General features: G+C 56.5%; 6 protein-coding genes. 3 read left to right on the forward strand and 3 right to left on the reverse strand.

Annotated features, from left to right (window positions below):
• Positions 1-90: 90 nt before the first annotated feature.
• Both PMI34_RS05015 and PMI34_RS28420 read right to left on the reverse strand, forming a co-directional pair.
• The gene (locus tag PMI34_RS05015) at positions 91-1263 is read right to left on the reverse strand and encodes a DUF1624 domain-containing protein (RefSeq protein ID WP_008052934.1); all 1173 of its coding nucleotides are present in this window, start codon (positions 1261-1263) and stop codon (positions 91-93) included.
• A gap of 235 nt (positions 1264-1498) precedes the next feature.
• Positions 1499-1897, reverse strand: a complete 399-nt coding sequence (locus PMI34_RS28420) for a hypothetical protein (protein WP_081498111.1) — start codon at positions 1895-1897, stop codon at positions 1499-1501.
• 1030 nt (positions 1898-2927) lie between these two features.
• Here PMI34_RS28420 and PMI34_RS05010 point away from each other — a divergent pair.
• Positions 2928-5438: a putative bifunctional diguanylate cyclase/phosphodiesterase gene (locus PMI34_RS05010; RefSeq protein WP_008052935.1), complete on the forward strand. Its 2511-nt coding sequence runs from the start codon at positions 2928-2930 to the stop codon at positions 5436-5438.
• A gap of 207 nt (positions 5439-5645) precedes the next feature.
• Here the strand turns inward: PMI34_RS05010 and PMI34_RS05005 are convergent, their stop codons facing one another.
• Complete coding sequence (locus tag PMI34_RS05005; RefSeq protein ID WP_238538816.1) at positions 5646-6251, reverse strand: LuxR C-terminal-related transcriptional regulator; 606 nt, start codon at positions 6249-6251, stop codon at positions 5646-5648.
• Positions 6252-6514: 263 nt separating this feature from the next.
• On the opposite strand from PMI34_RS05005, the gene PMI34_RS05000 reads away from it, so the two are divergent.
• Together PMI34_RS05000 and PMI34_RS27730 are read left to right on the forward strand one after the other, a co-directional pair.
• Positions 6515-6802, forward strand: a complete 288-nt coding sequence (locus PMI34_RS05000) for a PilZ domain-containing protein (RefSeq protein ID WP_008052937.1) — start codon at positions 6515-6517, stop codon at positions 6800-6802.
• An 88-nt stretch (positions 6803-6890) separates the two neighbouring features.
• The coding region (locus PMI34_RS27730; RefSeq protein WP_008052938.1) for a VCBS domain-containing protein at positions 6891-8226 on the forward strand (1336 nt) is incomplete at its 3' end.

Consider the following 8226-nt stretch of genomic DNA (forward strand, 5'->3'; position numbering starts at 1 on the left):
CCATGCAGCCGAACGCAGCCTCGGCAGCTGCTACGGATCGCATTACCGATCAGGCTCTCCAGGTGCCCCTTTATTGAGCAAATGTCCTGATCAGAAGTATTTGAGCCATCCGATATCGCGACGGCGTGCCTTCAATGCCGCGAACCAGCGCACGGGTAAATACAGGGATAAAGCCAGGAGTACCGCCGTCAGCCACACAGCCCAAATGCTGTCGAAACCGAAAAAAACTCCCTGGTTCAATCCGAACAACGCCACGCTGACCAGATACAGCGCCTTGAGTACGTAAAGGTGGAGCAAGTAGAAGAACATCGGCGCCGCGCCAAAGACTGCCAATGCATTGACCCACTTGCGTTGTCGGGCCCGTTCCAGGGCACGAAGCAGTAACAGGCCCATACCCAGCGTCAGCGAAAGGAACAGCAGGGAAGGTGGGTATTTTGTAATGTTGAAGAAGCTCATGAGGGTTTGCGTGAGGCCTTCATGGGCGACCCAATGCGCCTCGCCATAACCATTGACTGCTCGCAGTGCGACAAATCCGATCAATGTCCCGGCCCCTGCAAGCAGCAGAGTACGTTGACGCTGCGCGGCCAAAACCTGGCCGGCAAACCAGGGGCCGATGCTGTACCCAAGGGCGATCAAACCGATCCACGGCAGTACAGGATACGAGGTGCGCAGACTCAGGCCGTCGGAGAAATCGATCCAGCCACGATCATGCAGAATCGCCCAGGGTATGTGCATGGGCGAGCCTGTTGCGAAGTGCACATTATCCAGCAGGTTGTGCCCGGCCACGATCACCAGGCCCAGGCAGCACAGCATGGGCCTGGGTAACCAGACCAGTCCGGCCAGGGCAATCATGCAGATGCCGATGGCCCAGATCACTTGCATGTAAATGACCGTTGGCGGCAACTGAAAAGTCCAGGCGAAATTTACCAGGGTGAACTCCAGCAGTACCAGGAACAGACCGCGCTTGAACAAAAAGGCTGACACATCGCCCTTACCCTGATGCTTTTGGCCATACAGGTAAGCGGAAAGTCCGGTGAGCAGTATGAAAACCGGCGCACACAAATGGGCTAGTGTGCGGCTGAAAAATAGCGCCGGCTCAGTGGATTCGATGTCCATCGGGTCTGCTACCTGACGGTGCAAAAAGAACGTTTCGCGCACGTGATCCAATAGCATAAAGAGGATTACCAATCCCCTCAGGGCGTCAATGGACAGCAGGCGTTGGTTCAAGCTTGTGATGGGGGGGAGGTGATTAGACGTTGTCATCGAATGCCGCAAGCAGGGAGTGGATGGCTCTGCCAGTGGCGACTGACAGTGTATGTTAGTATAAGTTATAACATAACATTAAAGCCATGCTTCATGGGCATTCACATGGGTTGGCTGATTTCGGTGTCATCGGCACTTGGAGGTGGGGGGGGGCATATTGCCTTCAACGCCGACGAGGAGGGCGAAAGCGAGGCGCCCGTATCTCGTCGACGTTTTTAACCTGCGGGGCGTCGCGCTAGCGACGATAGTAGCGGCGATCGTCCTCGTAGCGGTACCGCATGGCCCGATCCTGGTGACGCTCCCAATAACGATGGCGTTCTGCTTCGCGGCGGGCTTGCTCTCGGCGCCAGTTATCTCTACGCCAGTCATCACGGCGCCAATCGTCTCTACGAGAGTGCCAACGGCCGTCATGCCAGTATCGGTCGTCATGGGCAAGCAACGGCCCTGGCTGCTTGTCGGCCATACTGGCCAAGGTCGGCCAAGGGTTGACGGCAGCCTGGACCGGAACCTGAACGACCGCGACTTCAGGTGCCAAAACAGGGGTTGAGGTCTTCATCTGTGTGGCTGATGCCGAGCCCACTGCCGCGAACGCGAACAGGCCGAAGAGCACCATCCGTGGGTCATGGAATTTCATGAGCGAAGACAACCTCTGATTGATTTCTGGACGTGTGGCCATCCGGCTTCGGGGGAGCCTGCGGGTTCGCGCCTGGCGAGTGGATGTGCCTATCCACATAGACCGATAAACAGGAAAAAGTTCTAGGGGGCGTTGCTTAAATAGCTAACGAGGTCAGTGTGCGGTCCATTTGAGGTTTGCGGCTCGACGTCCGCTTCTGGCAATCGGAAGCTGCCGACCATCAAGAGTCGCTACCGACCTGGAGCAGTCGGCGAACAGAATAATGGCAAATTAGTAGCTATGCTTGGTCTGTTGTCGAAACTGATCAAGCAGTCCGGCAGGCTGCGCGGAAATGACCCGCAACGTGCCCTATGTCACCCGACTATTGTGCGTGAAGCATCCAGTTCAGGGGCGCAAATCCGCAACGACACTCGGGAAGACATGGAGCAAACCCTGCACCTGCAGGCGCAGGGTTTGGACTGGATCTGTCGGGATCACTCAGGATCGAATCGACTTTCGCTACGGTGCGGCTGGGCACTGCGAAAACGGGGATATGCTCACCCCAGACATGCTGGCCAAGGTCTGCACGCTCGCCAGAGACGCAAAACGAGGCTGAGGAAATTGAAAGGAACAGAGCATCTGGCAAAAGTGATTGCCGACGTTCAGTTCTACAATGGAGAGCGAGGAGCCTCGTTACCTGAAACGATGATGTCAAACACAGCAAATGAATATGATTCCGTTTTATCGCCGAAATGTTAAGAGACTGCTTCCGAGAGTAAAAAATTTCACCATGAAATTAGCATCGCCAAATGCATTGCTTAGTGTCGAATAGTTGGTTGGCGTGACACGCAAGACGTATAGCTTTGGTAGCGATTGCTTGTCTCGGGAGCTTCGCTCACGAAAACCAGCGTGAATCCAGAGCAGAGAAAAAATTTGGTCAATGCTACGTGCGGTGTGTTCTCAGGTTCAGGTGTCGGCACAAAAGGTTAATTGGTTTCCGAATACCGCTTCTTTTGGTCATTTTAGAAGGATTATGTTTGGAGATTGTGAAATGGATTTTTTCAGGAATAAAAGCGCGGCAAAGCAAGCCATACCCACCTGTTCAGATAAGCCGCGCTCGACCAAATGGCACCGCATGTACTTTTTTCTTGCGGGATTCGACGTGCTGGTTGTTGTGCTGAGCGTGCTATTGAATCACCTGATCGTCGATACCTATCACCGCTCCATCAAGGCAAACCAGTCGTGGGTCCAACAGCTGTCGAGCTATTCAACGCTGGGCAGCCTGGCTTCCACAGTCAATGCGCCGGGCAATAATGTGTTCGATACACATGATGTTGAAGCCGAATCGCGGAACATGGATGAAGCCTTGCGCGCCTTCAACGAGCATTTGGCAATGGCCAAAAAACAGTTGGAAGTACGGATCGCCAATGAGGCTGAACACAGTGCAGATATACAAGCCTTTACCCTTGCATTGAAGGATGAGGTGGGTGCAGTTGATGCCGCGATGGTCGAAATGGTGAACGAGGCCTTGCTGATCTTTTCCTACTTCAGGGAGGGGCAGTCGGATAATGCCGGCAAACGCATGGCAACGATGGACAGGAAGTTTGCCCTGTTGCTCGCCTCACTCAGTACCGTGCGGGATCGCGTTGGCCTGATTCAAAGCAAGCTCCTGGAGGAGGAGCTTGAGTCGGTCGAAGAACTGCGCCGGGTCGAATACGCGATCATGGTGTTCGTGCTACTGATGGTCAGTGCGGCCATGATCTACGGAGGCAAGATCAGGCGCGAAATGGAGTCGCAAGCAGCTGAAAGGGAGGGTTATCTGGCAGTGCTGCGCGAAAGCGAGAAGCAGGCCCGCCAGCAAGCATCGCTGCTGGACAAGGCCCAGGACGCCATTGTCGTTCACGGGATGGATAACCGCATCCTGTACTGGAACAAAAGTGCCGAGCGTCTCTACGGTCTGTCAAAGGAAGAGGCACTCGGCAAATCGGCACAGGAGTTGATCTACCAGGGTAGCGCCGCTTTCAATGCGGCCACTAACAGCCTGATAGAAACGGGTGACTGGGCGGACGAAGTTACACTTCGACGCCGGGATGGCTGCACCATCACGCTCGAAAGTCATCGAACCCTGGTGCGAGACGATGATGGCCAGCCGCAATCCGTTCTGTCGATCAATACTGACATCACCCACCGTAAGACCGCTGAGCAAGAGGTCCAGCGTTTGGCCTTCTACGATCAGTTGACCGGGCTGGCCAACAGGCGGCTCATGTTGGACCGGTTACAGCATCTGCTGGCGGGCAGCTCCCGTACCCTGCATACGAGCGGGATAATTCTCATTGACCTGGATAACTTCAAGGCACTGAACGACACGCTGGGGCATGACAGAGGCGACATGTTGCTGCAGCAAGTTGCTCTGCGCCTTTGCGGCTGCATACGCGAGAGCGACACCGTGGCTCGCCTGGGCGGAGACGAATTCGTCGTCCTGCTCGATGGCCTTAATGAGAATCCTCCAGAAGCAGCTATCCAGGCCAAGGCTATTGGCGAAAAGATTCTCAAATCTCTGAACATTTCCTACCAGTTGGATGGATATGAGCACCACAGCACCCCCAGCCTCGGCATTGCGCTGTTCCAGGGGCAGCTGAGCACAGCGGACGATATTATGAAGCGCGCTGACCTGGCGATGTATCGCGCCAAGGCGGCGGGCCGCAATACCATGCGCTTCTTCGATCCGGAAATGCAGGCGGTTGCCACGGCACGCGCCAGACTGGAAGTAGACTTGCGCCAAGGCTTGCAGGACAACGAATTCTTTCTTTATTACCAGCCGCAGGTGAATAGTGAGGGCCGTATCATTGGCGCAGAGGCACTGATGAGATGGCAGAATCCTGAGCGCGGAATCGTGTTTCCAGGCGAGTTCATTCCATTGGCAGAGGAAACGGGGTTGATTCTGCCGTTAGGCCGTTGGGCGCTGCTGGCAGCCTGCACTCAGCTGGTTGCCTGGGCAAAGCATTCGGAAACCGCCCGACTGGGTATGGCTGTGAATGTCAGCGCCCGCCAGTTTCACCATCCGGACTTCGTCGAGGAGGTACTGCAAGTACTGAGATACACGGGGGCCGATCCGAAGAAATTGAAACTGGAACTGACCGAAGGCCTGCTGATAGAGGATATGGAAGGTACTGTCGCCAAAATGATCGAGTTGAAAGAGATCGGCATAGGCCTTTCGCTGGATGATTTCGGAACCGGCTACTCGTCATTGTCATACCTGAAGAGCCTTCCACTGGATCAACTCAAGATCGACCAGTCCTTCATCAGAGATGTGCTGGTTGATCCCAACGACGCCGCCATCGCCTGCGCGATTGTGAGCCTGAGCCAGATATTGGGGCTTTCGGTGATTGCAGAAGGTGTGGAGACAGAAGCTCAGCGCACCTTTCTGGTCAAGCATGGCTGCCATATCTACCAGGGCTTCCTGTTTTCCCCGCCACTGCCAGCCGAACAATTTGAGGAGTATGTTCACGAAAGATTAATGGCGAGCACTGATTTCCCACGGACCAAGACTAAATCGCCATAACTTCGCAGGTGCCTGGGAACGTCCGCTTTCGGCTGTGGATTCAACCCAATGCGGATGATGAGAGGTTGACTCAAATGTGGCTCGCACCCGCAACTGCCGGAGGTAGCCTCGAACAGCCAGGTGTTTGGTCCCGGAATGAAGTGGTGCCTCCCACGGTGGCCCAATGCAGGAGAAGGGTGGGGTAGATCGGTCGTGTTGCCGCAGCCCTCAGTCGCCTGTGGAAAGCCCATGCTTGTGTGCGTAGGCGTATAGATCTACGCGGTTCGTCAGGCCCAACTTGCTATAGATCGATGTCAAATGGTTGCGCAGCGTGTGCTCGCTGATGTGCAGTTTCTCGGCCACCAGCTTGCCAGGGGCTGAGGGGTCGCTGGCCAGCGATGCAATGGTTTGCTGTTCGCGGCGCGTCAGCTTGGCGATTTTGTGTTGCTCCGGGTCAATATCGCGCTCGACTTTCTTTCGCGCCAGTTCAAGGAAGATACGGCTGGTCGCATTTCGGTCGATCCAGAGTTCGCCTTCATGCACTTTTTCTATGGCCTTGAGCAATGTTGAGGCGGATGCCGACTCCCGCTTATCCACCACGCCACGTGCGCCCGCCAGCACCGCACTGTCATGCAGTGCCAAGTCACTCGACCCTGTCACTACCAGAATCTTGGCCTTGGTCCGGCTGTGCAGCTCGGCCAGCGACTCGATACAGTCGTCGCTGTCCAGGTCCAATACCACCACATCTGGTGTGTATTGGTGCAGCGAAAGCAGGTATTGCGCCACCGACGCCGTCGATCCCGCCAGCTTCAACCTCGGTTGAGCGCTTTCCACCAGACGCTCAAGGCCCCAGGCCATGAGCGGTAGAGCGACTAACAGGACTTGAATTGGCATGCGGCTCGCTGCCTCTTTAGGCGGGTTGTGTTAGCTGATCATGATAGCAATCGTTGCAGCCCCTGGCTTTTTTCTATAGCGCTTCAGGCACACCCTCCCATGACATTTGTCCCGTAAAACACTGTTTTTCCGGGTGATTGACTCCCAGAAAAAAGGGATAGCGCGCTCATGTAAATAACAGAGGCCGTTTTTAGACTGCAGCCATGAAAGACACACACCGAATTGAGCCCCGTGAACAAGTCACCCTGTCGCTGCAACTGATCGGCGGGGGTAGCGGTGTCGTCCGTGACATCAGCGCCTCCGGTTTGTATTTCGAAACCGATAGCGAGCAGCAGGTGGGTAGCTTGATTGACTTCGAGATCGAACTCGACACTCCCGGCGGCCCCATGAAGTTCAAGGCGCAAGGACAAATCGTGCGCATTGAACCGCAGGGCGGCAGGGCCGGGGTGGGCGTGAAGCTACTGGCCAGCCGGCTGGTACCGGTGGAGTGATGTGTTCGTGGGTGGGGGAAGAATCGGATTGTGGCTGTTAGCGGCCCACAGCGGTTTTTTCTCAGGGTGACATTCTAGGGAGAAAGACATGGCTAGCACTACAACTACCAGCGGCGGGACCGTTACCTCGTTTTCCAACACGCCGCAGGCGAAGGATGACGTCTTCACCACCACTGATAATCTGTTGGGGGTCGTGTTTTGGGACGTCATGTCCAATGACCTCGGCGGTAACGCGAAGACACTCTGGTCACTCGACAACGCGGACAGTTTTTCTACTGCCACCAAGACTTATGCTCCGGCCGACCTCCTGACCCAGGATACGGCGAGGGCTGAGGCGACGAGTTCTGACACCAGTTTGAATGGTGCAAAGATCTGGATCACCTCGGACGGCAAGGTCGGCTACGACGCCGCCACTTTCACCACTGCTTTCAAGGCACAGCTCCAGGCGCTTTCTGCTGGCGAGTTCCTGACGGACAGCTTTACCTATGCGATGCGCCTCGGCAACGGAACGCTCAGTTGGGCCACCGCGACAGTGCAGTTTTCGGGCGCGAATGATGGTGTGACGGTCAGCCTCGGCGCGCAGACCGGCACGGTGACCGAAGATGCCGCCACCACTGCGAGTACGACCGACTCGCTGACGGCCAGCGGCACGATTGCCTTCAACGACATCGACCTGAGTGACACGCACATTGCGACGTTCGCGCCGGCGGGGGGCAACACTACTTATCTTGGTACATTCGTGCTCTCGCCGGTAAGCGAAGCCGCGAATGCGGCCGACGGTTCGGTGCAATGGACGTACAACCTGAGCAATGCGGCGGCGCAGTACCTGGCCCAGGGACAGACAGTAACCGAAATTTACCTGGTCACCATCAGCGATGGCCAGGGGGCGTCGGTAACGCAGAATGTGACCATCACGATCACCGGCACCAATGACGGGCCAACAGTGACGGCGGCAGAAATCGAAAGCGGTGCGGTGACCGAAGACGGCACCACAATGGCCAGCGGCAGTTTCGCCTTCGGTGACGTGGACCTGGCCGATGACGCCCATGTGGCCAGCGTGAGTGCGCCATCCGGTGCACTGGGTACGCTGGTGGCCAATGTCAGCGACGAGAGCACCGGCGACGCGGCGGGCAGCGTGGGCTGGACCTATACGCTGAACAACAGCGCGGCGCAGTACCTGGCCGAGGGCCAGACCAAGACCGAAGTGTTCACTGTGACGCTGACCGATGACTTCGGGGCGACAGTGACCAAGGCCGTGACGATCACCATTACCGGCAGCAACGACGCGCCCGTGCTCAGTTTCGCGACGGGCAACGAGGCCGGCGCGGTGCAGGAAGACACTACGCTCAGCGTGAATGGCCAGTTCAGCTCGGCCGACATCGATCACGATGCCACGGCGACCTGGACCATCAATGGCGCAGCAA

Origin of the sequence: Pseudomonas sp. GM74 (genome assembly GCF_000282455.1) — a bacterium.
Classification (GTDB): domain Bacteria; phylum Pseudomonadota; class Gammaproteobacteria; order Pseudomonadales; family Pseudomonadaceae; genus Aquipseudomonas.